The organism is Paenibacillus sp. J22R67, assembly GCF_059692175.1.
This window is the reverse complement of sequence record NZ_JCAUAX010000002.1, coordinates 420281-444505: the sequence shown is the minus strand read 5'-3', so window position 1 is coordinate 444505 and position 24225 is coordinate 420281. Positions and strand designations below refer to the sequence as shown.

The window sequence follows — 24225 nt, the reverse complement described above, 5'->3', positions numbered from 1 at the left end:
GCAAGTCAGATCTTTCCATTATGCCCTCTTACCTCTAATAAATAAGTGAACATTTTCCAATAAATAAGGTATAATTTTCTGTGAAATGGAATCTTTATTGAGGAAAAGGGGCTAAATAATGAGTTTAGCGGGAAGTCAACATACAGCGCGGCAAATAAGTATATCTAGTCCTTCTAACAAGTCCATGGACGCTACAACAACTTCCGATCAACCAAGTTATGATAAGAAATCCATGGCGAGTGTATCGCAAATGATGATGCTTCAACGCACGATTGGCAATCAAGCTGTGGCAAATATGGTTCAAAGAAAAATCACGCCGCAAACTGCTCAAGGGACTGTCATTCAACGATCGCTTGATGATGATACCAAAGAGACCTGGTCGCATATTAAGCTTAGTGCCCTATGGACGAAAATGAGGGATCGAAGTGAAGGAAAAGATGAAATGCCGAATTACGCGGGAATAGTAAAGGAAAATATGGCGGTTTACGTGGACACATCACATACCGAAAGGGAGCTCGCAGAAATCATTGTAAATCGAGCACCTTTCAAAGCTATGTTCCTGAACCCAAGAAAAAACCAGGCTACCGATACGATCGCCGATCCCGGAGGAGCTATTGAGGTAGCGATTAAAGCGGTGTTAGCTGGAACGATCTTCTATCATGCAACGTTTGAGGAAAATGTCGCTAATATTCTTGCAGGCGGCATAAAAGCGAGTAAAGGCGGCAAAGGTTCAGGGATCAGCACGCATGGCCGTGACAACGCAGCTGCCAACGCTACTTACAATAAGTGGAGTAAGGGCCATTCTTTTATCACGAAAAGTAAAAGCGAAGCAAATGGTTACAAGGAGAAGATGGCGCTTAAGAAACCAGCAAAAATCATTCATATTTTCTCAATGCCCGCTTTTATTGATGATGATTCAATGAAAGTTGATATCGACAGCAAGGCAGGACTGAAATATGAAGGAGATCTGGACATGATTGGGGATGGCGCTCAGTTGAATGATAAAGCCCTCCGCATCATTCATACGGGATTGAAACAAATGAGTCGAACGGCGCTGGATGCCAAAATTCTGGAAGTGTACACGGCTAACTATGGGTGATAGTGAGTATGAAGGACTGAAGAGCATTTCCTTATAATGAGGAGTGCTTTTTTTTGTTTATCAACATGGAATTCAAATAAAGAATAAATATATAGCTATATTCAGCAATTATTTATTGAAAAACGATAAATTATATGTTAAATTAAGAATCGAAAATAACGAAGTGAGGTGCATGTTATGAAACGAGGATCAACGCTTTTTTTAAAGATAGTATTAATTCTGATTGGAATTCCAGTGCTGGCATTGTGCATATTTTTGGTGCCGAAGATAGCGAGTTATGCCGTAGAATTATATCCTGATCATGGTTATTTGAATTATTTAGTTTCGATTGATTTGTATGCAACGGCTGTTCCATTTTACTTTGCTCTGTATCAAGCATTTAAACTTTTAGACTACATTGATAAGAGCAAAGCCTTCTCTGAACTATCGGTTCAAGCTCTTAAGATAATCAAATACTGTGCAATTACATTCAGTGGCTTGTACGTGATTGGTTTGCCGCTTTTCTATCTTATAGCAGAGAAAGATGATGCCCCAGGTATCATTGTGATCGGGTTGGTCATGATTTTTGCTTCTATGGTAATTGCCGTTTTTGCAGCCGTTCTCCAGAAGCTTTTGAAAGAAGCTATTGATATAAAATCTGAAAATGATTTGACGGTCTGAGGTGAACCTTATGGCAATTATTATTAATATTGATGTGATGTTGGCGAAAAGAAAAATGAGCGTTACCGAACTTACGGAGCGGGTTGGCATCACAATGGCGAATCTCTCCATATTGAAGAATGGAAAAGCTAAAGCGATTCGATTCTCAACTTTAGAGGCGATTTGTAAAGCTTTAGACTGTCAGCCTGGCGACATTTTAGAATATCAAGATAGCGGCGACACGGAAGAGGAGGACTAACACATGGAGTTTAGCAATGTTATTATACAAAACTTGGCTAACCCTCATGAATTGGAGAGCATGTTCAGAAAAGATCCTGAAGCTTTCAGAAAGTCTTTCTCACACGCGTGGGAGCTAAACCCCGATTCACAAGTTCTCGCGATTTGGTATGAAAGACTGAATTTCAAGGAATCTACGCATACAGTGAAAGCATCGCTGTTCCAAAAAGATTTCATTTCCATGGGCATTTTGGCCATTCTGGCGGGGCTAGTCACCAGAATCATTTTTCAGTTTGCTGAACAGCAATCCATCGCCCATTTGAACATTGTTTTTGGAATTCTTCCTTTTGTGGCTGCCTATTTTGTATACAATAATTTCCCTAGAAAAAGTATTCTGTATATCCTTGCAGCGCTATTCATCATCTCAGGGGTTTACCTTAATATGCTGCCACTCGAGCAAAATGACAGTATTATCTTGGCTTATATCCACCTTCCCATTTTCTTATGGGTATTAGTAGGTCTGGCTTTTACTGGAAATGAATTTGGCAGAGGCCAAACAAGATTAGCCTTTCTTAAGTTTAATGGGGAATTTGGCATCCTCTATGCCATCATGGCAATCAGCGGCGGTCTGTTAACCGCATTAACCATGCAGTTGTTTCGATTTGTCGGAATGGATATAGCGGACTTCTATTTTAGAAACGTCGTACTATTCGGTGCTGCCGCGCTCGCAATCGTGGCTACCTATCTGGTATCAAGAAATCTAAAACTTGCTAAAAATATTGCACCTTATATAGCCAAAATTTTTAGTCCTCTTGTATTGGTCACTTTGTTAGCCTATCTTGTAACGGTGATTTGGGTTGGGAAAAATCCATTCATGGATCGCGATTTCCTCTTATCTTTCAATGGAGTACTTCTCATTGTTTTGGCTGTCACCATATTCTCGATTACGGAGAGTGGCAAAGACGAGAGAAAGAACATTTCTGATTATATCAATTTTGCGCTAATTATCCTTGCGCTTATCATTGACAGTGTGGCTTTATCTGCCATTGTGTTCAGGCTTTCTTCGTATGGGATTACGCCGAACAGGATTGCTGTTCTTGGCGTAAACATCCTTGTCTGGGCTAATCTAATATGGATTATGATCTCGTATATGCGTTTTCTGCAAAATAAAACAGGGCTTTCAGCCATCCAAGACGCGGTTACGAAGTATTTGCCGATCTACGGACTTTGGGCAGCTTTCGTTGCATTTACTTTTCCTTTGTTTTTTTAGTAGAAGACTCTATTATCCAAGAAGTGTATGAAATTTCATTGGTGATAGAACAAGTAGTTTGCCGCGGCAGGCTGCTTATCATTAGATCTTATTGCGAGCAACCTCCTACATGCTGTAAACTTGTTAGTTAATAGCTGTATCAACGAAGAGGTGGTTACAGCTACAACTACATACAAACACTGCTTACTGGCTAATTTGCAATTGTTTAATAGGAGAGGTGTACATTCATGGAATTTTTATTATTATCACCAGACTTAACACAACATTACTGCAGGAAAATTCTCATGCCTGAAGGAGCTACCGAAATATTGGTGGACATCGCCAATAAATTGAACAATGATCAAAAACTTTTGGATATTTATATGGAATTTTACAAACAAAATATAGAAAGTGGCTACTGGACGACAGTTTGGGAACCATTGACCCTTCATCCTTACGTGGAAGAAACCTTCGGTAAAGAAGCTTCCTTATTTTATCTGCATGCAGCCTTACAAAGACTGCCACTTGCCGAGCAGAAGTATTCCGAGTGGGGACTAAGTGAGGAGTTATTTGTAGAAACCTTAAGGGATATCGGAGTTTGGGTGCAAAATGCCTATAATCTAGTGGGCTACTATGCGATTAGAAATTTCAGCTGGATCTGGAGGCATCTCGAAGCCAGAATGTTTCGGATTGGCGGCATGCAATTTATAGCTACCAAATTTTCGGGAGTCGTCAAAGGCTTTTATAATGCCAAAGAAGAAAGTTTTGTGCTCTTATGTGGTGAAGGAATGGAGTTAAGAGCAAACGGTGATATGCAAGGTGTATGCAAAAAAGAGAAGACTTCCGATGGTTTTGTGACGAAATATGAGGAAACGGAAGATGATTTCATTGGCCATCCGATTACTCCCATTGGTAAAGGCTCACGAGACCAAGTAAAGCTTAAAAGGGATGAATGGGCAAAAGTCTTAGACAAGGATGACACTCTGCTTGAAATCCACATCCCAAGAGATACTGCTTTTAGTATGGAATCTATCAAAGAGACCTATTTAAAAGCGAAGGAATTTTATGCCACCTACTTTCCAGAGGTCCAGTACAAAGGGATGGTTTGCCATACATGGCTCTTTACTCCCCAACTTCGGGAGATGTTGCCGCCTTCCAGCAATATCATAAAGTTCCAGCAGCAATTCTACCTGTATCCGACTGCGGGTTCAGTACGTTTCCTATGGAATTTTGTATTTAATGAATTGACTGAGGTACAAGATGCCAAACCTGACACATCGCTAAGGAAACAAGTTCTTACTTATTTAGAAGAAGATAAAGAGATATTTGATATGAATGGGATCTTTCTTGATTTATGCGGTGATTTTGGAACAGTATCCTATGATAAATGAAATGCCATCTTGCTATAGAATTAGATATGAAAAAGGAGTACTGACTACTGTCGGTACTCCTTTTTCATATCTGGGAATTTATGAATGGAAGAAATGGGGATAGGGAACCTTAGCTAAAGAAGGGGGATTCTGGATGGATCAATACATACAAAGTATCTCGACAATCATTCGAAAAAGACTGAACGATTCACCTGATCTTGTTATAAAAACATACACCGTTCAGGAACAAATCGAAGTAACGTGCATGTATTTGAATACGATTACGGATCAAAAGCAGATAGATAAATTGGTCATATCTGGCATTATGGCGCCATACTCCCCGCTGATGGCTAGCCAAGACCCCTTTCATTGGTTACTTGCAGCATTTAAACAAGCGGATATTAAAGAAGTGAGCGGCGCGGATACGTTTGTTAAAGAATTGCTAAAAGGGCAATGTATTGTGGCCTTACCCGGACAAAATGGAGTATCCATAAGTGTCTGTAAGCAAGAACTCCGCAGCATAACAGAGCCTGAAACAGAATCTGTCGTCCGGGGACCGCGTGAGGGCTTCGTCGAGGATTGCTGGCGCAATGTTTCGCTCATTCGTAAACGCCTTAAAAGCGAAAAATTGGTGATTGAGGAGATGGTGATTGGCACCGAAACCAATACAACGATTTGTTTCCTCTATATGAGTGGGATTGCTAAGCCTGCATTAATTGATGAATTTCGTAAAAGATTGAAGGCCATCCAAACAGACAGCATTCTCGAGAGTGCCTACGTTGAAGAATTTATTCAGGATAAGACGCTGACGCCATTTCCTCAGTTCATGTCATCAGAAAGGCCCGATGCCATCGTTGCAAGATTGCTTGAGGGACAGGCTGCCATCATTACGGACGGGACACCTAATGTTTTAGCAGGGCCTATTACTTTTTTTCAGTCATTTTCCACGTCCGAGGACTACTACCAACGAGCTGATATTGCGACCTTATTACGCTGGCTCCGTATGCTTGCCTTTGTTATATCTGTTTTTACGCCTGCTTTATTTATTTCCCTGGCAAGCTATCATCAAGAAATGCTCCCCTCGTCGATGCTTGCTAACCTATCATCCCAAAGGGAAGGAGTGCCATTTCCAGGCGTAGTAGAAGCTTTCGGGATGATGGTTATCTTTGAAGTCCTTCGGGAAGCCGGACTGCGCATGCCAAGAATATCCGGTCAAGCGATATCCATTGTAGGCGCACTGGTGCTTGGCCAAGCAGCGGTAGAGGCAGGTATCGTGTCGGCTGCAATGGTCATTGTTGTATCGTTAACCGCGATTGCTAATTTCGTTGCTCCGAATTATGGGTTTGGTATTGCTCAGCGGCTCATTCAATTTGTCTTTATGTTTTTAGCTGGTATATTAGGCTTTTTTGGCATCATGTGCGGCGTTTTTGTACTGCTCATCCATTTGGTATCGCTTCGGTCCTTAGACGTTCCGTATTTTTCGCCGGTTGCACCGCTGAAGATTTCGAAATGGAAAGACACCTTTATCCGTATAAATCGGCCATTAATGAACCGTAATCGAAGTAAGGGGAATGGGTAAGGTGATTTGATGTGATGAAAAAACTCCTAATTCTTATATCCGTCTTGTTAGCTTGTCCAGGATGCTGGGATATGAAAGAAATTAACCAACTAGCTATCGTCGACATGATCGCCATAGATCGGGATGAGGAAGGAATCTTCCATGCTTTTTATCAAATTCTTAATCCACCCAGTATTGAAGCCCGTAGATCAGGCCCGTCTAAAGCAGCTGTTTACACGTATGAGACTGTCTCCCCAACCATGGGGCGTACATTGGAACAAACCGGCGCAGTCATGTCCAGAAATTTATATACCTCGCATCTGCAGTGTTATGTCGTATCAGAGCGTATGGCAAGAGAAGGCTTATTCAAAATGGCTAATTATTTGGAAAATTACAAGGAACGGCGAACGAATGTTTATGCGATTGTATCTGAAGATCCCGTTTCCAAAGTGATAAATACGTTCACCTTATTAGACCGGGTTCCAGGGAGAAATATCCGTTTATTATTGGATTGGCATGCTAGAAGACTGGGAATTAACAAGTTGCCAACGAGGATGAAGGATATTGTTGCAGGAATTCCTTTCAGCAGACCGACCATTATACCCATTATTCACTATACAGGGGATGCTTCTGCCTCTCTATCGGATCGTCTGGAAGACATCAATGCAACGAAGCAAAGTTTAAAATTTAGTGGGGGAGCCGTATTTATAGGGGCTAAGATGGTCGGAAAGGTCAGTGATGAGATCAAGACCGATTATTACGTATTAAACGGATATGCGAACCGTAAACCAGAATCGTTTAAAGTAAATGGCGAAACAATTGCGGTAGAGATACGTAATATTCAAATCAAGCGGAAATGGTTAACGAAAGACAGACTTCAATTTCGAATGCATACCAAAATGGGCTTAATAAATAATGAGCAGGACAAAAAATTAACCGTCCAAAACATTAGGGAAATCGAGCAAGAATTTAACAGATCATACCAAAAGAAGTGCGAAGAGTTCGTTAAGCTCGCTATAAAGAAAGATTGGGACATGCTTGGAATCGGCGACACGGAACAAGGCCGAAACAGATGGAAAGATATTCAAGTCGAATTTGAAATCCGTTCAAAGCTTAACTTTGTAGGAAACACCATTACACCGTATGAATAGGAGAATTGCGTTGGAACAAACTGCATTAAGCCCATTCCAAATGTTTTGTGTTGTGACATGTTTTGTCGTGGGGACTACCTTTATTATGCTGCCAAACGCCACGATCGCAGATGCAAAGCAATACGGATGGCTTGTTCATTTATGGGGTGCGGCTTTTGGTGTTCTTGTTGGGACTGTCTGGATTTACATTTCTGGAAAACATCCGGGTCTTTCTCTTGTACAAATATTGAACAAACTATTTGGTAAGTATACAGGCGGTTTCATCTCCGTCTGCTATATTATTTTCTTTCTCCAGATTGCTGCGTGGATAACGAGAAATGTAAGTGATTATTTACATGTGACGATGATGCCAAGGACACCTCAAACGGTCTTTCATCTTATGACCCTTGTGGTGTGCGCTTATGCGGCAGTGAAAGGGATAAGATCGATATCGCTTGTTAGCATCTTTATCGTACCCTACATATCCATTTCCTTCTGGCTTCCTTATGCCGTCATGTTAAAGGAATGGGAGTGGCGAAATTTTCATATTCCTGCTGATTTTCATTTTTGGCAAACGCTTGTTGAAACCAAATATGCCCTTGGCTTTCCTTTCTTGGAGACAGTTGCTTGTATGATGATATTCCCACTAGTTCGATCAAAGCTGAAGTTAGCCGTTCTGGGCGGGACGCTCTTTGGAGGCTTTCAACTCGCACTTTCTGTTTTTTTCGCGATTGGAATTCTAGGTGTCTACAGGTCGTCCCATCTCCTTTATCCGAAGTATACAATATTTCGTGAAATGGAGTTTTCCAGCTTTATTGAGCATCTTGAATCCATCATTTCCATGAACATGCTGTTAGTTGTCTTTGTAAAATTGAGTGCCATATATTACTTTGCTGTAACGGCTATTTGCCAAGTATTTGCCATCCGTAGTCGTGCCGTTGTTGCCTTCCCTTTGATAGGTTTTATCTCCGCTTATTCGCTATTGTTCTCAAACATAGCTGAGAATGCGTTGTGGATTCATGATTATTTGTTTATTTATTATGTTCCGTTCGGTATCGGTTTCCCCATTCTAATGCTAGTGTTTACTTGGATGCGCAAAGGAAGAGGTGAAAGTGCAATATGATTGGTCTCGTTGGAACGTTTACAGCATTTTTAGTTGTGGGATTCATAGTCTTGCGATATCTGCGCATGCATGCCAGAGAGGTGTGGGTATTCACTATTATTACGTGTATTGGCTTCGTGCTGTGGGCAAGCATCGTTCTCCATTCTCCTCTTGATCTGAACAGAGCAATTGGCTGGATGATTGATAGCATACAATAAAAATACGGAAAGGGATGTTCTCAGAACATAATGGTTGGTGTTAACTCACATTACAGGTGTACGCAAGGAGCAGAAGATGAAGCGGCATAATGAACCTGTTAGGGATTCAACTGAACAAAATAAAGATCCCCGGCGAACGATAGCCGAGGTTTTCCAATTGGCAAGCAAGTCCAGTGACTTTCATCAATTTTCCCCGCTTGAAAGTGACTTTGCTATTCAGATTCAAATCAGTTATTTTAGAACACTTGTGGATTGTCATAAAATAAACCGTTACATCGTTGCGGAAATCCAAAAAAATATCGCAGATATTCATAAACTGGCAGATATTCAAAACATCCTTCCGTTTGAAGATGTGAAAGTGACTGATGATGCGGCTGAGGTAGAGAAAAAGCTAATTAAAGGTTACGTGGTCATCCAGCTTAATGATTCCGATCACGAGTTCTTCTTGGTAAACGTGAACCATTTAGAGCTTGGCCATCGCCAAAATAATGAAACAGAAAATGAATTTAGCGTTGTTGGACCTAAAGTAGGGTTTGTGGAGAACATAGAGCTTAATATTCATCTCATACGGCAGCAAATTGCTGTGCCGGAATTGGTGTTTGAAGAAATAACGGTCGGGTCCATCTCAAGAACGAAAGTGATGATCGTGTATCTGGAAGGAGTGACGAACGACCAGCATGTGCAGACGGCTCGGCAGCGGCTTAAAGCGATAGATATGGATATCGTTTTCGACAGTTCGTTTCTAGACCAAATCATTTCGGATCACACCAATACACCGTTCCCACTGTTTTTATCTACGGAAAGAGTAGATCGGGTGGCCTATGCGATAACATCTGGACAAGTCGCCATTTTCGCTGATGGATCGCCTTATGCGATTACAGGGCCTTCTGGTTTTCTGGATTTTTTTATGTCGCCAGAGGACTATTATGTGCCTTGGATCGTTGGGTCCTTCTTTCGAATTATTCGAATAAGCAGTGTCTTTTTCTCCATATTCGCTACTCCCTTATATGTTGGCGTATTAACCTATCATTACGCAGTGCTGCCAGAGTCCCTGCTTGAGCCACTAATCATATCGCGAAGCCACGTGCCATTCCCACCTGTTTTTGAAGCTATCTTTCTAGAAATCACGATCGAGCTGCTGCGGGAAGCAGGGGCCAGGCTTCCGACAAAAATCGGACAAACGCTGGGAATCGTTGGCGGGATTGTCATCGGACAGGCAACCGTACACGCGGCGTTGACTAGCAATATTTTGTTAATCATTGTCGCACTAACCGCTTTAGCCTCGTTTACGACTCCAATATTCAAAATGGCGAATACGATCCGGCTATTAAGATTTCCCTTTATCCTGCTTGCAGCTTTATGGGGCGGCTTGGGTATTGCTGGCGGGTTTCTTTTACTCGTAGGTCACTTACTACGACTGAAATCATTAGGGACACCGTATTTGGTTCCGCTATTCCCGTTTCGCACCGGTAACTTTGCAGATAGTTTCATCCGTGCTGCACTGCCATTTATGACGAGCAGAAGCAAGCATTTAAAGCCGAAATCAGTTGAACGTTTTCATCCGAAGGAAGATAAGGAGGATATTAATAATGAGTAGTGTGAAACGACTTCTATTTCTTCCTGTAATGACCATGTTTGTTCTTACTGGATGCGGGAATGAAGTTGTAGTCGATCATATCCGCAGCGTAACCCTACTCGGTTTCGATAAAAATGAATCTGGCTATCAGGCATCGGCTTTGTATTCGGACTATGAGGAGAAAGGGAAAATAAAAATACTTCAAGGTAAATCGAAGCAAACAAGGATTATGTTGAACGAAATCGCGTTCCAATCCGCACAGCCAATTCGGATGGATAAGTTGAAAATGTTAGCTTTTAGCAAGGAAGTAGCTAGTGGAGGCATCGCGACATTTTTGAAAACAATTTGCAGAGACCCTATCATCAGTTATTACATAATCATGGCTATTTTTGATGACTCGATGGCATCTGCATCCGAAAGTCTGGTAGGTAAAAATAGTCTAGAGTTTCCACATCATTTAATTGAGCAAAATATGAAGCAAGAAATGATTCCTAGAACGAATGTTTCAAATATTCTGTTTGAATATTACGGCCTCGGACGGGACGTATCGATGCCTTATCTCAAGTTAAACTCGAAAAAAGAGATTGAAATTGCCGGATACGGAATCTTCAAGGAAGACCGGTTGAAGCTCATCTTAAGTCAGGAAGAAATGCTATTTTTCAAATTGCTGCAAGGTGAAGCATTGCGTGGAGATGTTCCCTTTGTCATAAACAAAGGCTCGAGTCAATCACCAGCTATATTTAGCATTACTTCCGGCAAGATGAATAGGCATGTATCGTTTGAGCAAAATGAGACGAAGGTTACCTTTAACTTTGTGTGGAGCGGGATGGCCAATGAATATCCGGATTGGTTTTCATTAAATGATGAGGAAAATACACAATTGTTTGTTAAGCAACTGAATAAGCAAAGTGAAAGCCACCTTGTTTCCCTGCTGCGCAAGTTTGTGAAGGAGGGAGTTGACCCGCTCGGAATTGGTGATTTGGTGAGGTCTCGCCAAAGAGACTGGACGGAGGAGAAATTCTATGCGTCTGATTATGAAAACATGACATTCGATGTTCATATCGAAACACATTTAAGTAAATCTGGAATCGGAGAATAATTCATTAGGGGGATATCCGGTGGGAAAACAGGTAAAGGCTAGCTTAACTCTTTCTCCATATCTTCTATGGATTCTATTACATTGTACGCAAATGCGCATCACCTTGATCACTTTCCAAAACCACATCATTCAAGGGGCTGGGACTGACTCTATATTTTCTTTGGCGGTTGTGGGGATAAGCTTGCATTTGATTGTTGTCATGATGTATTTTCTGCTGCAGAATACACCTGATGGCGATATTATATCACTGCACAGACTGTTATTCGGCAAATGGTTGGGTAGCCTACTGACTTTTGTGTTCTATGGTTATATCCTTTTATTCATCGTAAATGAATTAAGATCCTACCTAGAAGTTATACATGTTTGGCTTTTCCCTAATACACAGCTGTGGAGTTTGTCGGTCTTGTTACTACTGTTTGCCGCGTATATTGTTTCTGGAGGTTTGCGAGTGATCACTGGGATTTCTATTATTTGCGTCATTATCCCGACAATGATCATTCCTTCACTATCTTTCCCGCTAATGCACGCACATTGGACGAACTTTCTACCTTTGTTCAATCATAATGGCTATCAATTTGCAGAGTCGGGCTATCACTCGTTAAGCACGTATTTGGGCATTGAATTTTTGCTTCTTGTATACCCTTTTATTAAAAATCAAGAAAAATCTAAGAAGTGGGCTCATATCGCCGTTGCTCATTCCACTTTAATTGTCTTAATTTTAGCCTGTGTAAGCTTTGCATATTTTAATATTCAAGAGCTGGAGCATACGACCTGGCCAACGCTTATTTTGTCCAAAATCATACGGTCTCCCATCCTTGAACGTTTTGATTACATATATATTTTTATATGGTTTTTTGTTGTTATCTCTGCTAGCTGCGTTGGATTGTGGGGAGGGGTACGAATTTTAGTAAGAACAGTAGGATTGAAGGCAAGACCTTCCTTATGGATTACCATCTGTCTTGTGTTTATTGTTATGCTTCCATTGAATAGTCCAATGACTATCGATAAGCTGGATTCTTTATTGAACTTATCGGGGTGGATCCTATTGTATGGTTACATTCCACTTTTATGCATATGGTTAGGCCTGAGGAAAATGTTAGTTAAAAGTGAGAGCGTCCACACAGAGAGTTAGGATATTCTATTGACAACTTACCAACTAGTAAGATAGTATGTAGCCATTGCTCAGAAACTTATCAACTAGTAAGTAAAATTAGAGAGGGGTTCTTTTATGAAAAAAATGCTTTGGGTAGTTCTTATGATGTCTTGTGGGGCTACATTTATCTCGTCGTTATTCCCATTGTATGGCGAACATTTCCGGCTCAGTAGTCTGGAAATTACGATATTATTTGCCGTTTATGCCGCTGTGTTGCTGCCAACTTTGCTTGTCGTGGGGGCAAGAGGGGGCGCATGGGGATTGAAAAAAGTGCTTCGCTACAGCATTTGGATCTCTATTGCATCAACGTTACTCTTTATAGTCAGTTCTAACGTAATGATGCTTTATGGGGCAAGGATTTTGGAAGGTATCGCATATGGAGCTTTTACGGGTACTGCCAGCGCATTCTTATTAAAACAAACCGCACAAAATAAAGTAGGTACGGCTATTAAGTTATCAGGTATCATCGTAAACATTGGTTTTGGACTAGGGCCTGCTATTTCAGGTTTAATCATTCAGTATGTCCATATGATGCCGCTTCGTTTGCCTTATTGGTTTCTGCTCGTTATGTTAGTGAGTTCTTTGGTTGTACTGGAGATATTACCGAATCATGAAGAAACTCAATCCCAGAAACCAGTTAAAGCCAAAATTTCATTAGGTGTACCCGACAACATTCGTTCCCAATTTTGGTCATTTGTTGGACTTCCTATCTTTACTGTTTTCACGTTGGGCGGGATTGTATTTTCGCTTATTCCTTCATTCGTCAAAAATGTCATTCACACCAATAATCTCTCCACTTCGGGGTTATTAATTCTTGTACTTCTAGGCGGCGGAGCTTTCATGCAGTTTTTTCCTTGGCCGCGCAATCCCGTCACACGGATGCGTTTGGGAATCCTAGCTCTTATTATCGGATCGTGGATCATTGTATTTTCTGGTCAGCAAGGGAGCTTGTTTTTGCTATGGGCAGGTATTCTCATTCAAGCAATAGGCGCGGGATGGACATTCCAAGTTGCATTGAGGTTTGCCAGCCAGCTGCCGAAACCAGAAGAACGTCCGCGAGTTATTTCGGCCTTTTATTTTAGCGCCTATTCCGGGTTCATTGTTCCACCTATTGGTGTTGGCGTGCTGACACAATTTTTTAGCTTGAACTTTTCGTTGGTACTTTTAAATTTGTTTGCTGCACTAATCGTTATCTACGTGTTAATGTATTCGGTCAAGTTTAAACGTTATTATTCACGAATTACTTCACAATAATCTTAGCAGCTTGACACCTTATCAACTAGTAAGTTAGAATGTCCGTATGAAAAATAGAAAAACTCAAATACTTGATTTGTTTCTGGATTTGATTCGCGAAAAAGGGTATGTTGCCATTAGTTATGACGATATATCCAAGCAACTAGGGGTAACGAAGGCTAGCATACATTACCACTTCGAAAAGAAGGAGGATTTAGCTGTCGCTCTAGCGGATAGAATTCATCAGTTTTTGGAGCGTTTAGTAGTTTCTCTGAGACATGATGCTGTATCTGTTGAAGAGAAAATTAAAAGCCTGATGACTAGACAGTGGGAGCTGGGCGGGAATGGCATATGTCCAATTTCATCACTTCAAACGGATTTTGAGTCGCTCCCGGAAGTCGTTCAAGGAAAAGTGCAAGAATTAAGCCACTTTGAATGGAGCAGTTGGATGGAGCTACTTGGAGAAGCGCAAAAAGAAGGCCTAGTGAAAAGTTCGGTTGATGTCGAAGCTTTGGCCTATACGGTTTTGTCAGCGATAAAAGGTGGATTGCAGTACAGACGTGTGGTAAAAAAAGACATATTCCCTATAATCACTGATCAAATAGAAAGATTAATTAAGTGCTAAATTTTTTTTGATAAATACTTATCAACTAGTAAGTAGAATAATTGAAATATCATTGCTGCTTATGTATGTCTTGTTCAAAGCAGGAGAACATAATCCAAGCAGGTTAATCCTATTCGATTTCCATTTCCTTGTCTTTGGGTTATTCGACAAAAACCAGCGGAGTCGTAATTTTAATATGGAGGGATTGTTATTTCCAGAAATAAATTGAGACTATTCGAGTTCATGGCAATTACGGTGATTATAGCGTTGCTTCTCTCAGCTTGCACAGGAAACAGCCTCTGGCAAGGTCAAGATGAAACGGCTTCAACCTTACAAGTTTCACCGGTATCGTATTCACTGAATTCGAAAAGTGAACCTGTCGTTGACAACAAGGCATATTCTGATGAGGAGCTTGTCAAGACTCTTTCAGGTTTCAAAAATGGCTATAAGAAAGTCAATGGAATTACGATTCACTATGTTGAAGGTGGAAAGGGCGAACCGTTATTCCTTCTTCCCGGCTGGCCGCAAACATGGTATGCCTATCATAAAATAATGCCGGAACTAGCAATGAAATATCATGTTTATGTTGTTGAGTACCGAGGCATGGGCAGTTCCGACAAGCCTGCATCAGGTTATGATAAGAAAACAATGGCTTCAGATGTTTATGCATTGGTAAAAGAGCTTGGCTATGACAAAGTAAATATGGCAGGACATGACATTGGGGCAATGGTCGCTTACGCTTATGCAGCGAATTACCCTCAAGCGACGACAAAACTAGCGATGCTGGACGTTCCTCATCCATTTGAAGGTTTCCTGGAAATCGCACTTTTGGCACCGCCAGGCGCATACGATGTGAGTACGAAAGATCATCAAATTTACCCTTGGTGGTTTGCGCTCAATTCTGTGCCGGAATTGCCGGAGAAATTGCTAGCGGGAAAACAAATGCGTGTTTTTCAAGATTGGCTATTTGACTATTTAGCCTATGACAAGCCTCCTATGACTAATGAGGTCAAAGAAATTTACTATGTAGCATATACAAATGCGGATGCGATTCGTGCAAGTAACGGCTGGTACAAAACGTTTAGACAAGATATTGAAGACTTGAAAAGTTATCCAAAGGTGACGGTGCCCGTTCTAGGAATCGGAGGGTTTGACTCCACTTTGCATACCCTAGATGCATTTTTGAAACTGCATGCAACGGATGCGAGAACGGTGAAATTAGATAAAGCTGGTCACTGGATTGCCGAACAGAAGCCTCAAGAAACGGTTAAGATGTTTGCAGACTTTTTCCAATAAATCAATCAAAAATACACCTAAGGAGACTACAAAATGAGAAAAGAGTTTGTCTTTCATTTATATAATGTTGAACATGATAATTTTATAAAGCTGCTTGAGAGATGCCCGGAGGATCTGCGCAAAGTGGCTCCTAATGGTTTTAACACCAGTCTATATTGGCATTTGGGCCATGTCCTTCGTATCACGGAGTTTCATGTGTTTGGTCTTTCGCAGCAACCTCTGACACTTCCGGAAAATTATACAGAACTATTCCATTATGGGACGAGTTCCAAAGGCTGGACGGATGAGCAATTGGCTGAGCATCCTGAATGGGATTACATGATTACTCAGCTGAAAGAACAACGTGACTATATGTACAAAACATTGAAAGATAGATTGGAAGAGCCCGTACCTGAAAACTTCAAAAAAGGTGAAAATTTCGGAGAATTGATTCTTACAACTGCCACGCACTTATCGAATCATAATGGTGTTGTTGCTGCAATGCTGCAGGTGCTTCAACAAAAATAACACAAGCGGGGAAACATGTGAATGAAAAAAAGACCGCTGAATGCGGTCTTTTTGCTGTAAGTCACTTCTTCTCGGGTGAAACGTCGAAGGCTAGAAGCTGAGTGACTTGTGATGCGCCGAAATTGTTGTCAGAGACAAGGATAAGGCTGTCATGCCCATTTTGCAGCTTAGGTCCCCAAGCCATGCCTTCCACGTTATCAAGCTTGGGCAAGCTGAGTGTATTCAGATCAAGGACGAGCTTCTTGGTAAGAGGCGTAAATTGACCGGCTGGTAAAGAGTCAAGATTGTTCACATTGGTCGCTTGAGCGGTTTCCGCTTCATAAATGCGAATATAATTGGAATAATTACCATCGGCAGCTTGCACGCCGGACCGTTCCAAGATGAGGAACTGATGATCATTTATCGCAAGCATTTCCGAAACACCGTTATCTGCGCTTTTGCCTTGTCCGGGCTTAGCCGGGATGGCGTCAATCGGATAAGCATACTGCGCGATAATGTCGCCACTTCGATTGTACTTCGTTATACGGGAATAAGAGCCAGCATCAACCGTCGAGATTTCGCCGTCTTGATAGAGCGCGGCTTCCATGGAAGTAAAGTAGTATTTGCCATCGGGAGAGAAGCTGCTACCCTCCAGAGCCAGATTGTTGCGGAAGCCTTTCTGTGTGGTACTACCGCTGGTTTCATCCATTTGGAAAGCTTTAGGAGTCAGGATCGAAGACAAGTATTTGCCTTTTAATGTTGCTTGGCGGATGAAAGGGTTCAAGTTAAGGCTGCGATCGCCTTCGCTCGTATACCAGATCGTTTTGCCGCTGGGATCAAAGCGAATCGATTCCAGATCAGGGACAATACCTTGTTTATTAGCGGTGTAATCTTTCTTGTTCGGATACGTTGTGCCATCCTCTTGCTTGAACTGCGTCATCCCCGTAAATTCGACCCCGTAGAAACTTTTGGTATCGTATTTCAGTTTAGCACTGTAAAAACGAGCAGGAGCGTTGTCCGAACGATCATCGCTGATAAGTATCCACTGATGCGTCCTGGGATTGTAATCAATACCGGATAATCCGCCTACTAGCGTTTCCTCGAACTTTAGATCATTTGCAATTCGTTGCTCACCGATAAAAGTAAGTTGTCCGACAGTGTGATTTTGAGCATGCTTATCTTGCTTATGAGGCTTCGCTGCTTTTCGTTGTTGGCCTTCAGCCATTGGAGCTTGTCCAATTGGTTCTGTCGTGGCGGCCGAAGCGGCAGCGAGTGGTACGGAGGCCAGCAACAAACCAGCGACTGTACCTGCGGATATGAGCTTTCTTACCTTCACGTCAACACCTTCTCTCCCAAATTCATCCATCAGTAACGATGACACTCTCATTATATAGAAGTGCTTCGGAACGGGACAATAGGATATAGGGAAATTTACATAAGCTTAACGGGCATACGACAATCATGCTAATAAGTGCAGCTCTAGCGTGGTAAATTGTGGTACTATAAATGATATCAGACCTATTGCAATCCATGTAAGGAGGCTCGAATCCCGTATGCATGCCCGTGCATCTTCCAAATCAACTCGAACGAGCAGTTCGTCGTTCGAGAAGCAATCAAATTCCTCAAAAAATGCGGACCAGCCTTCACCATATGGCATGTCGATGAACACTGCGTCTGTTCTTCAGCTTCAGAGAACGATTGGCAACAAAGCGGTAACACGCATGATGTCGCAAGAGCAGACAGCGCCTGCCATCTCGACTAAGCAACCTGTTATTCAACGAAAACTAGTAGCACAGTACAGTGACAGTTTGAAACGCGGCGCAACGACAAGCGACTTATTGCAGGCTTTCGAGCTGATTGGGATGAAGAGCCAAATCCTTTCGGCCAAAGCAAATGCAGGCGTGAATCCTTTTACGTTTAATGCGGTATTGGAGCAGGAAATTGATGAAGCGGACTTCACCGTGCAATTGGCGAAAGATAAATTCGAACAGTCCAGAGACCAAATTAGCCAAATGGCCAGCAATGTGCTGCAAAAGCTGTACCTGGACCCATCTGTCTCTAATGACGATGGTGAGAACGACATCTTCTATGATGCGGTTGAAGATCATACAAGTAAGGAAGATATACTGCCTCGCTTGGAAGATTTGAAATTGCATATGAACATTCTTCCCGGTGATATGAAAACACGGCTACTCAGTTACTATTCCATGGCTTCTTTATCCAAGCCTGATACGCTTTTGACTATTGACACGGCAGCCATTGATGAGATGGACTTATACGTGCTGGACTTCTCGAAGGATATTCTACAAGAAGTGAAAAGGTTGACCAGCCGAATTGCCCAAGATACGATGCTTGCAGAGCTGGCTCCTCAGCTTCAAGATTTTTTAAATACCTATCTATATGTAAAAGCTGAGGATTTAAGCGCATTTCCTCTGAAGGAACTGTCAGATAACTTGGCATTCCTCTCCCGGCGTATTGAGATCTTAGAAGCGGATTTCAATGCTGAGCCAAAACCGGAGGTTTATATTCATCAGGATGCAACAGATGAAGCACTCGATAAATATGTTTCCATGGTCCACAATAACTGGAATGCCGGACGAAACAATCCAACCCGTGATACGCCGGCCAAGCATACACATGTTGATGGCTATAGCACAAGCATGATTTTCTCCATGCAAAATGGCAGCAAAGATCTATACATACATGGCGTCGCTGCCTTCCATATGGACAGCAGTATGTCCTCCTCTGATGCAAGGAGCGCATCGGATATGGAAGATCGATCTCAGACATTGGCGAACTTCATTCCTTACATGCCGTCCGGCACTTCATGGATTACGAAAGAGCAGTGGTATCTAAATAAAATAAAGCAGTATTTTACAGTTGAGTTTTTATAATGGTTGTTACTCATATTTCTCTTTAAAACCAAGCAACCTAGCAAGGGGAGATAGGATAGTAAAGACGATTTTCTGCACGGACCATGGAGGATTTACAACCTGAATTTCATTCTGATAATTGAGCATAGGTAGAGACATCCGGACCAAGTTAGGCGTGCCTTTCGCGTTAAGCCTACCGTCTCTTGCAAGAGCGAAATAGGTGCGGAAAAATCCTTCAATTTCCAGTGCTGGTGTAAACTTCTGAATCGTGTGAGCTTCTGCAGCATCTTCATTCCAGAAATAATGGGGGACCCCAGCAGGAATCTCCAAGAGATCTCCTGGTCCTAGAACCCGGGTCTCGCCGTTTATATAGAAGTGGATTTTGCCAGTAATCACTTCTAATGAACTTATTTGTTTCGGATGAATATGTTCGGGTTCTTTCTCTTTTGATGAGGGATTAAAGCTTTCAATTTCCAAAAGGGCACCACTCGTCTCTTTCCCGGTTATACGGAAAATCATCCTCTGACCGTTGCGGGGATTCGTTATTTGCCTGTCCAAAGTTGTCATGACAGCCTCCTTATTTAATGGTTCAAAGTCAGCTAACGCTGGGAGTCATTCCGCTTCGATTTCCAAGAAAAGAGACATCCCAGCTTCATGGTAGCCTTCCAATTGTCTATCGTCAATACGCTGAATCAATTAACAAAATTAAAATAATCAGGGGGACGATTGCTGCTTATGCTAATCAATTCTCATGATTTACATTGTCGAGAAAAACTAATGGACTGTTTGGATAGCCACAGAAAAATAGAGGCTTAAAAAGCCTCTATTAGGTATTTGCAGCTCAGATTTAATTTTCTGACACATCTCCGCTATTTGTGATGATGCTTCCAACTGTCAGATCGGTTTCCAACTTCGGATAATAATCTTGACGCCAATGCTGGAGCTGATCGAAGGGAAGCTTGTTTCTGAAATATTGTCCTGTACCTAGAGCATCGGATCCAATCGTTTTTAGCTGATTAAATAGTACCTCGTACCGTTCTTTCATATCTTTTGAGAAGGCTTCCTCGATTTGTTTTTCATTCAAACTACCATTATTTTCAATAAGATGTAAGGAAAGTTGCATATCCATTCGAAGTACGGGATGCTCGTCACGCCAATCGGTATGTATCCGGTTTTTACATTTTACAATAGCTACGCTCGCCCGATTCGTTACTTGAACAACCGAGCCTTGAAACAATTCTTCATATAAATTGATTAACAGAGATTGTTCTTTTTTAATTTCACCTTTCATCTTCCCTTTGGCCATTACGGCAGAGCCTTGAAACTCCAACATCGTTGATTTCCCCGACCGCAGAATGGGTATGGTGACGTCTTCCGTGTCAGAGTGGATTGCCCCATAGATTTTCCAAACATACGCTAAATTAATCTCAGGACTCCACCCCGCATTTTTATTGAAAAAATTCATGAGTGCGCTTCCGTCAGTTTGAATGACACGCCCAGTATGAGCTAGAAAAGCTCCTATTTCTTCGGAAGTGATGGCCACGAGCGCTTTGGTAGGTAGTTGCTGGCTTCTCGCTATGAAGGCTATCGCTTCTTGAATCCCATCTTCGGCAAGTGTACGATCAAATACGATTAACTGCACATGCATGAAATCTATGCCGGCTTCAATATCTGTATCAATCTCAGTAAGTGCTTTACTAATCGTGTCGGCTTCTTTGAAGTAAACCTTGGAGGATAATCCTTGCTTTTCTGGATATGGAATTTGAATGTGGATTCGATATGTATTGGTTTTACCATAGGAGATACCCATGACAATGGGTAGAACTCGGTGATTGACGTCCTTAATGTCCCAGCAGCCGGATAACAATGCTGCACAGGTGATTAGTAAAGCTCCAGTTTGAAGCTTACGCATCATTTTTGAAAACCTTCTTTCTGTACGCTCTTTGGATGAAACCACCTCGTAAATAGACAACAATGGGTATCGCCAAGAAAACAAAGATACGGAACCAAATATCCACTGTGTATATCTTCACGTAGGAATTCCAGTTTGGAATCATCGAGGCTGCGACAAATACAAGCAAGCAAAGTATGGGCCGAATATAGGATTCCTTCCAACTCGGCATCATTTTCCGAACTAACACAGCGGAAGACCAGAGCGCATAGGAAGTAATTAACAATACGAAAGCAAGCAGAGCAACGGCATAGAATAATGAAATTCGGTTAAATATAGACCAGGTAATATTGACAGTGTCAATACTTGTTACCAAGGGGAAATTCATTAGTGTAGCAGCATTGATCCCATATATAAGAATTGGAATATATATAATGACCACATATAGGACTGCCAATGGAATCATGGTAATCAGGATAGGCTTCATCCGAACTTTGATAACAGGAGGCAGCATACCCAGAAGTAGAAAAGGGCAAATCGAAAATAGAGGAACGAGAAACTTTTCATGCTGCAAGAAGTCAAAGCTTGTATTTACAAGCGGGAAGATGTTGGTAAACCTTGAGTTAACTGTACATCCCAGCAGTGCGAATAAAAGAGCAGGGAAATGTAGAATGGATATTAAGGTGCTAGCTCTTAAGATGCCTTTGGGGCCAATGGATGATCCAAGTAACGTGATGAAACAAAGTAATAACAAAATTGAAATTAACGGTGATCGCACAACGAAAACGATAATCATGAGTTCGGCAAAGCCGCGAATTCCCATAACCCCGATTAGGAGGATATAGAAAATAAGGGGCAGAAGCAGGACAGTACTAATCCATCTACCTAGAGGAAGAAGTAAATCTGCATAATCCAAATTCCCTGCTTTGTTCAGTCCTTTAATCAAAATGACCATGAGGAATAACTCAATAAGCAAATAGATCATCGCTGGTTCCCAATGCCCATATTTCGTTGTGTGCAACAATGCTCTTGGAAAAAGCAGAAACATGATACTGCTGTGAGAACCGACGAAGAATAAAGGAACAGTCAAAGTTGAAATCCATCGAGAACTCAAAGGACTCACTCCTTTCCGAGTGTTAGGTTTGTCTTAATTTCCGGAAATCGAGAAAGCTCATAAACGGTATACCAAAGTGTTCAATTCTGCACACATAAAAGCAAATGGCTATAAAGCCAGCGAACAAACCGAATACACCAAAAATGCCAGAGAGCACAACGATGGCAGTTCTCATGATTCGAATATTCAACGTGTTTAAGTAATTAGGAAAAGCAAAGGTAGCAGTTACGGATACAGACAGTACAATGATAACAAGACTGCTTACCAACTTTGCATCTACGATGGCTGTTCCAAGAACAATACCACCAATGACCGTAATGGACGCTGCAATGCTTTTGGGTAGCCGCTGTGTAGATTCAATACTGATTTCGCTAACCATCAACAAAAATGCCATTTCTAAAAATGTAGGGAGCGGGATGCCAATTCGGCTGCTTGCAACAGAGAGGGCAAGTTCGATACGGAGCGTTTCTGGATTCACCGAGACAAGAGCTACATAAAGTCCAGGTGTCAACAAAGAGATTAGCAAGCTCAATAAACGCAAGTATCGGAGACCGAGCATAATGAGCAGGGGAAGTTGTCTATCCCATTGGATAGATATAAAATCGCCAAATAGCAGAGGAAGCACGTAAGCTACGGGCTCTCCATCGATCAGCAAAATCACTCTCCCTTTCATCATCGAAGAGATCGCTTGCATCGGAATTTCTGTTTTATAAAAAGGAGACAGTAGGTCAAAACGATTGCAGCCGAGTATTTCCATCAGGTCTTGACCCGTCTGTAAATCTCTGTTTGAAGCTTTTTGTAAATAACTTTTGACTTGACCCAGCAGTTCCTTATTCACTAGCTCTGAATGGTAAACTAAGGTCGCCTCTTTTGTAGCTGCTCCTGTAAATGTGAAACCTTCAGCAATTAAGTATGGCGAATTCAACGCTTTTCTAATGAGTCCGATATTTGTGGTTAATGGCTCCATGAAGGCGATTGCTGGGGCAAATGGCATCGATTCGTTCTCGGGCTTATCAACAGCTCGGGAAAGTGAAGCGGGTTTTCCTTGGAAACTGAATGCTCGTTCTCCATCGGCACTAATTAAAACGACCCGTCCTTGCTGAAGCACATTCATCTCCTCTGGGCTCCATGCCTTGCCAACCAATCGCGTGCGAATGTCGTCGAAAGAAACTGCTGGTGTAATTCCGGAATTCCAAATAAATTCAATGGTTTCCTGCGAATTCACAACGGAGTCATAACAAACGAACCACATATACTCCGCTCCGAGTTGCAGTCGTTCGATTTTTAGATCACGATGTAATTCTGTTTTTTTAAGGATGATCTCTAACAAATTGCTCATGGCTAACCTCCCAGAGGTAGTGTTTACTATAAATTGGGAATTATTCAGCAGGATCACTGCCGGACCAAGCTAAAGGATTCTTAATGAACGAGTAGGATAATTGGCTATTCGTGTGGAATACATCAGGATATTTATGGATTCCCAAAAAAGGAGCTATTTCATGAAGAGTCTCATTCTATTTGATTTTGATGGCACACTGGCGGATACATTGCCTGCTTCATTCGCTGCATTTCGAGCTGTTTTCAAAAAATACGATGGGCAAGATGTTACGAGTGAGCAGCTCATTGCCATGTTCGGTCCAACGGAAGATGATATTATTGCGCGGAATTTCAATCATAAAGAATTCGTTCAGGAGGCTATTAATGAATACTATGATTTGTATGGACGAGGACACTCTGGAATTAATGAAATTAATTCAATTCTAGAGCTGTTAATACTTCTTAAAGAAAATGGAAAACAGATGGCCATAATTACTGGCAAGAGTCGAAAGGCATTTCATATCTCATCCGAAGCTTTGAATCTATCGGAATACTTTGATTATGTCGTATCGGGTGATGATGTTGAAAAACCTAAACCCGATCCAGAAGGGATTTATCAAGCTATGGATTTCTTTGGAGCAAAACCTGAGGAAGTTGTCTTTCTCGGTGATAGCAATGCTGATATTCTTGCGGGGATATCTGCAGGTGTTCAAACCTACGCAGTCCAGTGGTTGTCAACCTATCAAAGCACAGATTATGAAGTAAAACCGGATGCTGTTTTCAAACATACATCAGAGTTTATTAAGCTTTTAAAAGAGAATGGTTCCTTAAGATAAGGAGTTAATCGAGAATGAAATAATGAGCGGTGGACGATATGTCCTCCGCTTTTTATCATTTCTGCACGTTTTAAGGTGCAGGGACTAATGTGACAAAGTTACGGATAGTTTGGATTGTCCCTGATAATATCGTAAATGTGAAAAG

23 protein-coding genes are annotated in these 24225 nt (G+C 41.7%); 18 read left to right on the top strand and 5 right to left on the bottom strand.

From position 1 onward, the window contains the following. Nucleotides 1-118: 118 nt before the first annotated feature. The 16 genes from AC58VC_RS08100 (at nucleotide 119) to AC58VC_RS08025 (ending at nucleotide 16070) form a co-directional block, all read left to right on the top strand. Complete coding sequence (locus AC58VC_RS08100) at nucleotides 119-1099, top strand: hypothetical protein (protein WP_497368327.1); 981 nt, start codon at nucleotides 119-121, stop codon at nucleotides 1097-1099. 177 nt (nucleotides 1100-1276) lie between these two features. Next, on the top strand, nucleotides 1277-1759 hold the full coding sequence (locus AC58VC_RS08095) for a DUF2975 domain-containing protein (RefSeq protein ID WP_497368326.1): 483 nt from the start codon (nucleotides 1277-1279) through the stop codon (nucleotides 1757-1759). A gap of 10 nt (nucleotides 1760-1769) precedes the next feature. After that, the gene (locus tag AC58VC_RS08090) at nucleotides 1770-1997 is read left to right on the top strand and encodes a helix-turn-helix domain-containing protein (RefSeq protein WP_497368325.1); all 228 of its coding nucleotides are present in this window, start codon (nucleotides 1770-1772) and stop codon (nucleotides 1995-1997) included. 3 nt (nucleotides 1998-2000) lie between these two features. Then, the gene (locus AC58VC_RS08085) at nucleotides 2001-3245 is read left to right on the top strand and encodes a DUF4153 domain-containing protein (protein ID WP_497368324.1); all 1245 of its coding nucleotides are present in this window, start codon (nucleotides 2001-2003) and stop codon (nucleotides 3243-3245) included. Nucleotides 3246-3472: 227 nt separating this feature from the next. Then, nucleotides 3473-4615: an acyltransferase domain-containing protein gene (locus tag AC58VC_RS08080; RefSeq protein WP_497368323.1), complete on the top strand. Its 1143-nt coding sequence runs from the start codon at nucleotides 3473-3475 to the stop codon at nucleotides 4613-4615. A gap of 133 nt (nucleotides 4616-4748) precedes the next feature. Beyond that, nucleotides 4749-6173: a spore germination protein gene (locus AC58VC_RS08075; protein WP_497368322.1), complete on the top strand. Its 1425-nt coding sequence runs from the start codon at nucleotides 4749-4751 to the stop codon at nucleotides 6171-6173. A gap of 14 nt (nucleotides 6174-6187) precedes the next feature. Then, on the top strand, nucleotides 6188-7303 hold the full coding sequence (locus AC58VC_RS08070; protein WP_497368321.1) for a Ger(x)C family spore germination protein: 1116 nt from the start codon (nucleotides 6188-6190) through the stop codon (nucleotides 7301-7303). A 10-nt stretch (nucleotides 7304-7313) separates the two neighbouring features. Then, entirely contained in the window at nucleotides 7314-8405 is a 1092-nt protein-coding gene (locus AC58VC_RS08065; protein ID WP_497368320.1) for a GerAB/ArcD/ProY family transporter, read from the top strand. Next, complete coding sequence (locus tag AC58VC_RS08060; protein ID WP_497368319.1) at nucleotides 8402-8602, top strand: hypothetical protein; 201 nt, start codon at nucleotides 8402-8404, stop codon at nucleotides 8600-8602. The genes AC58VC_RS08065 and AC58VC_RS08060 overlap by 4 nt, the downstream gene beginning before the upstream one ends. 76 nt (nucleotides 8603-8678) lie before the next feature. Then, nucleotides 8679-10199 carry a spore germination protein gene (locus AC58VC_RS08055; protein ID WP_497368994.1) on the top strand — a complete coding sequence of 507 codons (1521 nt, stop codon included), beginning with the start codon at nucleotides 8679-8681 and terminating at the stop codon, nucleotides 10197-10199. Further along, on the top strand, nucleotides 10192-11277 hold the full coding sequence (locus AC58VC_RS08050) for a Ger(x)C family spore germination protein (protein ID WP_497368318.1): 1086 nt from the start codon (nucleotides 10192-10194) through the stop codon (nucleotides 11275-11277). Before AC58VC_RS08055 ends, AC58VC_RS08050 begins: the two co-directional genes overlap by 8 nt. Before the next feature lie 19 nt (nucleotides 11278-11296). Next, nucleotides 11297-12409: a GerAB/ArcD/ProY family transporter gene (locus AC58VC_RS08045; RefSeq protein ID WP_497368317.1), complete on the top strand. Its 1113-nt coding sequence runs from the start codon at nucleotides 11297-11299 to the stop codon at nucleotides 12407-12409. 96 nt (nucleotides 12410-12505) lie between these two features. Continuing rightward, nucleotides 12506-13684 (top strand): MFS transporter, encoded by a 1179-nt coding sequence (locus AC58VC_RS08040; protein ID WP_497368316.1) that lies wholly within the window; start codon nucleotides 12506-12508, stop codon nucleotides 13682-13684. A 46-nt stretch (nucleotides 13685-13730) separates the two neighbouring features. Further along, nucleotides 13731-14288: a TetR/AcrR family transcriptional regulator gene (locus tag AC58VC_RS08035; RefSeq protein ID WP_497368315.1), complete on the top strand. Its 558-nt coding sequence runs from the start codon at nucleotides 13731-13733 to the stop codon at nucleotides 14286-14288. A gap of 204 nt (nucleotides 14289-14492) precedes the next feature. Further along, a complete protein-coding gene (locus AC58VC_RS08030) occupies nucleotides 14493-15563 on the top strand; it encodes an alpha/beta fold hydrolase (RefSeq protein ID WP_497368314.1) in 1071 nt (356 codons plus the stop codon). A gap of 33 nt (nucleotides 15564-15596) precedes the next feature. Further along, nucleotides 15597-16070 carry a DinB family protein gene (locus AC58VC_RS08025; protein WP_497368313.1) on the top strand — a complete coding sequence of 158 codons (474 nt, stop codon included), beginning with the start codon at nucleotides 15597-15599 and terminating at the stop codon, nucleotides 16068-16070. A gap of 61 nt (nucleotides 16071-16131) precedes the next feature. Here the strand turns inward: AC58VC_RS08025 and AC58VC_RS08020 are convergent, their stop codons facing one another. Further along, a complete protein-coding gene (locus tag AC58VC_RS08020) occupies nucleotides 16132-17415 on the bottom strand; it encodes an esterase-like activity of phytase family protein (RefSeq protein ID WP_497368312.1) in 1284 nt (427 codons plus the stop codon). 187 nt (nucleotides 17416-17602) lie between these two features. Between AC58VC_RS08020 and AC58VC_RS08015 the strand changes: the two genes are divergently transcribed. Beyond that, nucleotides 17603-18943: a hypothetical protein gene (locus AC58VC_RS08015; RefSeq protein ID WP_497368311.1), complete on the top strand. Its 1341-nt coding sequence runs from the start codon at nucleotides 17603-17605 to the stop codon at nucleotides 18941-18943. 6 nt (nucleotides 18944-18949) lie between these two features. Here AC58VC_RS08015 and AC58VC_RS08010 read toward each other — a convergent pair whose 3' ends face one another. The 4 genes from AC58VC_RS08010 to AC58VC_RS07995 all read right to left on the bottom strand — a co-directional run bounded on the left by AC58VC_RS08010 (nucleotide 18950) and on the right by AC58VC_RS07995 (nucleotide 23266). After that, nucleotides 18950-19489 (bottom strand): cupin domain-containing protein, encoded by a 540-nt coding sequence (locus AC58VC_RS08010; protein WP_497368310.1) that lies wholly within the window; start codon nucleotides 19487-19489, stop codon nucleotides 18950-18952. A gap of 280 nt (nucleotides 19490-19769) precedes the next feature. Then, a complete protein-coding gene (locus AC58VC_RS08005) occupies nucleotides 19770-20837 on the bottom strand; it encodes a Ger(x)C family spore germination protein (RefSeq protein ID WP_497368309.1) in 1068 nt (355 codons plus the stop codon). Further along, nucleotides 20827-21927: a GerAB/ArcD/ProY family transporter gene (locus tag AC58VC_RS08000; protein WP_497368308.1), complete on the bottom strand. Its 1101-nt coding sequence runs from the start codon at nucleotides 21925-21927 to the stop codon at nucleotides 20827-20829. Before AC58VC_RS08000 ends, AC58VC_RS08005 begins: the two co-directional genes overlap by 11 nt. A 22-nt stretch (nucleotides 21928-21949) precedes the next feature. Then, nucleotides 21950-23266 carry a spore germination protein gene (locus tag AC58VC_RS07995; protein WP_497368307.1) on the bottom strand — a complete coding sequence of 439 codons (1317 nt, stop codon included), beginning with the start codon at nucleotides 23264-23266 and terminating at the stop codon, nucleotides 21950-21952. Between the two features lie 160 nt (nucleotides 23267-23426). Here AC58VC_RS07995 and AC58VC_RS07990 point away from each other — a divergent pair, with 160 nt between their 5' ends. After that, a complete protein-coding gene (locus AC58VC_RS07990; protein ID WP_497368306.1) occupies nucleotides 23427-24080 on the top strand; it encodes an HAD family hydrolase in 654 nt (217 codons plus the stop codon). Nucleotides 24081-24225: the final 145 nt, after the last annotated feature.

What these genes read in the sequence shown, in the direction of transcription:
- AC58VC_RS08100 (WP_497368327.1), top strand. Translation starts at nt 119, where the DNA reads ATGAGTTTAGCGGGAAGTCAACATACAGCGCGGCAAATAAGTATATCT.
- AC58VC_RS08095 (WP_497368326.1), top strand. Translation starts at nt 1,277, where the DNA reads ATGAAACGAGGATCAACGCTTTTTTTAAAGATAGTATTAATTCTGATT.
- AC58VC_RS08090 (WP_497368325.1), top strand. Translation starts at nt 1,770, where the DNA reads ATGGCAATTATTATTAATATTGATGTGATGTTGGCGAAAAGAAAAATG.
- AC58VC_RS08085 (WP_497368324.1), top strand. Translation starts at nt 2,001, where the DNA reads ATGGAGTTTAGCAATGTTATTATACAAAACTTGGCTAACCCTCATGAA.
- AC58VC_RS08080 (WP_497368323.1), top strand. Translation starts at nt 3,473, where the DNA reads ATGGAATTTTTATTATTATCACCAGACTTAACACAACATTACTGCAGG.
- AC58VC_RS08075 (WP_497368322.1), top strand. Translation starts at nt 4,749, where the DNA reads ATGGATCAATACATACAAAGTATCTCGACAATCATTCGAAAAAGACTG.
- AC58VC_RS08070 (WP_497368321.1), top strand. Translation starts at nt 6,188, where the DNA reads ATGAAAAAACTCCTAATTCTTATATCCGTCTTGTTAGCTTGTCCAGGA.
- AC58VC_RS08060 (WP_497368319.1), top strand. Translation starts at nt 8,402, where the DNA reads ATGATTGGTCTCGTTGGAACGTTTACAGCATTTTTAGTTGTGGGATTC.
- AC58VC_RS08055 (WP_497368994.1), top strand. Translation starts at nt 8,679, where the DNA reads ATGAAGCGGCATAATGAACCTGTTAGGGATTCAACTGAACAAAATAAA.
- AC58VC_RS08050 (WP_497368318.1), top strand. Translation starts at nt 10,192, where the DNA reads ATGAGTAGTGTGAAACGACTTCTATTTCTTCCTGTAATGACCATGTTT.
- AC58VC_RS08040 (WP_497368316.1), top strand. Translation starts at nt 12,506, where the DNA reads ATGAAAAAAATGCTTTGGGTAGTTCTTATGATGTCTTGTGGGGCTACA.
- AC58VC_RS08035 (WP_497368315.1), top strand. Translation starts at nt 13,731, where the DNA reads ATGAAAAATAGAAAAACTCAAATACTTGATTTGTTTCTGGATTTGATT.
- AC58VC_RS08025 (WP_497368313.1), top strand. Translation starts at nt 15,597, where the DNA reads ATGAGAAAAGAGTTTGTCTTTCATTTATATAATGTTGAACATGATAAT.
- AC58VC_RS08020 (WP_497368312.1), bottom strand. Translation starts at nt 17,415, where the DNA reads ATGGATGAATTTGGGAGAGAAGGTGTTGACGTGAAGGTAAGAAAGCTC.
- AC58VC_RS08015 (WP_497368311.1), top strand. Translation starts at nt 17,603, where the DNA reads ATGCATGCCCGTGCATCTTCCAAATCAACTCGAACGAGCAGTTCGTCG.
- AC58VC_RS08010 (WP_497368310.1), bottom strand. Translation starts at nt 19,489, where the DNA reads ATGACAACTTTGGACAGGCAAATAACGAATCCCCGCAACGGTCAGAGG.
- AC58VC_RS08005 (WP_497368309.1), bottom strand. Translation starts at nt 20,837, where the DNA reads ATGATGCGTAAGCTTCAAACTGGAGCTTTACTAATCACCTGTGCAGCA.
- AC58VC_RS07995 (WP_497368307.1), bottom strand. Translation starts at nt 23,266, where the DNA reads ATGAGCAATTTGTTAGAGATCATCCTTAAAAAAACAGAATTACATCGT.
- AC58VC_RS07990 (WP_497368306.1), top strand. Translation starts at nt 23,427, where the DNA reads ATGAAGAGTCTCATTCTATTTGATTTTGATGGCACACTGGCGGATACA.